Source organism: Vibrio sp. 10N.286.48.C11 (genome assembly GCF_041469805.1).
Classification (GTDB): domain Bacteria; phylum Pseudomonadota; class Gammaproteobacteria; order Enterobacterales; family Vibrionaceae; genus Vibrio; species Vibrio crassostreae_C.
Genome location: NZ_JBFRLK010000051.1, coordinates 1 through 1,892, shown reverse-complemented (window position 1 = coordinate 1,892; position 1,892 = coordinate 1). Strand labels below are relative to the sequence as shown.

1 protein-coding gene is annotated in these 1,892 nt (G+C 47.8%); it reads left to right on the top strand.

All coding sequences use genetic code 11. The features are described from left to right. The first annotated feature begins 563 nt into the window (after positions 1-563). Positions 564-1,856, top strand: a complete 1,293-nt coding sequence (ltrA, locus tag AB4209_RS14440; RefSeq protein WP_372056281.1) for a group II intron reverse transcriptase/maturase — start codon at positions 564-566, stop codon at positions 1,854-1,856. Positions 1,857-1,892 lie beyond the last annotated feature (36 nt).

Here is a 1,892-nt window from a genome sequence, read left to right as displayed (position 1 = left end):
TGGTGCGCCGAGCATGGCGTTGATCTAGGAGGTGAAAGTCCTCTACGGGCTCAGTCGAGCGAGAACCGTTAGCCTATGCAAGGGTGTTCACCGTGAGGTGAAATCTGAAGGAAGCAAATGGCAAAACTTGGTTGTGACGAACAGAAATCTGATAGTAGGCCATTACAACTTGGGCAACCTAGCCATAGATAGAATAGCCCAATGCCTCGACGGGAAGTGTGTAGTGGTAAATCAGGCACAGCCAAGGGAAAGAACAACGTCTTACCTCGGGAGATCTTATGGTTTGTCTCAATAGAGACTAATACAGCAGTGATGTTGTGTGATGAGCAATAAGAAGTCAGCAGAAGGCATAGTACTTTGAGAATGTACAACTCAAAGGAAGGCCTGAACTGAATATATCAAGAAGCAGTCACTAGACACTCAATCATGTGGAGTCATAGCAAGATGAAACTCATCTCTACGTCCCAAAGGGCAATACCGCAAGTAAAGCTCATGGATACGAAGAATGACAAGCATGGTCGGCGTAGACAGGAGGGCGAGTCTTGGTGACCTCAACTTCGTTGATGGAGCAAATCTGCTCCTCAACCAATTTGAATCAAGCTCTTAGACGCGTGAAGAAGAACAAAGGGTGTGCAGGAGTCGACAAGCTCGACATCAACGCCACTATCTCAAGACTTCGACAGGCATCAAACGGGCAAGAGCTTCGCCAGAGTCTTCTGGATGGAAGCTATCAACCTCAACCTGTTCTTGGTGTAGAAATCCCCAAAGCTAGTGGTGGCGTAAGGCAATTAGGTATCCCAACAGTCCTTGATAGGGTAGTCCAACAGGCAATCACATCAGTGCTGTCATGTATCTATGAGCCGAAGTTCTCCGACAGTAGTTACGGGTTTAGACCCAACCGCAGTGCGCACCATGCATTGTCGGCCGCCAGTCGCTACATCCGAGAGGGTCGAGGTTATGTAGTAGATATCGACCTAGCAAAATACTTCGATACAGTGAATCACGATAGGCTAATGCACAGGCTGTCACAAGATATTGCTGATAAACGCGTGTTAAAGCTAATTAGGTCATACCTACAGGTAGGCATAATGCGACATGGACTAGTTGAGCAGAGACAACGAGGCACACCCCAGGGTGGGCCATTATCTCCGCTACTATCAAATATTGTATTAGATGAACTGGATAAAGAGCTAGAGCGTAGAGGGCATAAGTTCTGTCGATATGCAGATGACTGTCAAATCTACGTGCGTAGTGAGGAAGCCGCTCATCGAGTCAGAGAGTCGATAACGGAGTTCTTGGAGCAGAAACTAAAGCTGACGGTAAACCGTAAGAAAAGTGCAGCAACGAGAGTGACAAAGCGAACTTACCTAAGCCACCGCTTCCAGATAGACGGAAGAATCGGGATATCGAAGACGGCACAAGCTCAAATGAAGAAGCGAGTACGTCAGATAACGAAGCGAAATCGAGGACGAGAGTTACAGGTGATAATCACGGAGTTAACTCAATATCTAAGAGGATGGCAACACTACTTCAAGCTTACTGTTAGTAAAAGTGCAATGCAGCGCTTAGACGAATGGATACGGCGTAGATTAAGGTGCTACCGACTAAAGCAGCGCAAACGCAGACACAGCATAGCGATATGGTTACAGCGACAAGGTGTAACGGAGCGTAATGCGTGGAAGCTAGCGATGTCAGATAAGGGTTGGTGGCATCTATCTTCAACGCCACAGGTTAATCACGCCATGCCAATAAAATGGTTCGAGGGGTTGGGGCTGTACTCACTAAGAGATGGGTACGAGTCACTGAAAGTATATTCGGAACCGCCGTATGCGACCCACGCTTGTACGGTGGTGTGAGAGGACGGAGGCTGCGAGGCCTCCTCCTACTCGATT

Coding starts and splice junctions, on each gene's coding strand:
- ltrA (WP_372056281.1), top strand. CDS start 564: ATGGAGCAAATCTGCTCCTCAACCAATTTGAATCAAGCTCTTAGACGC.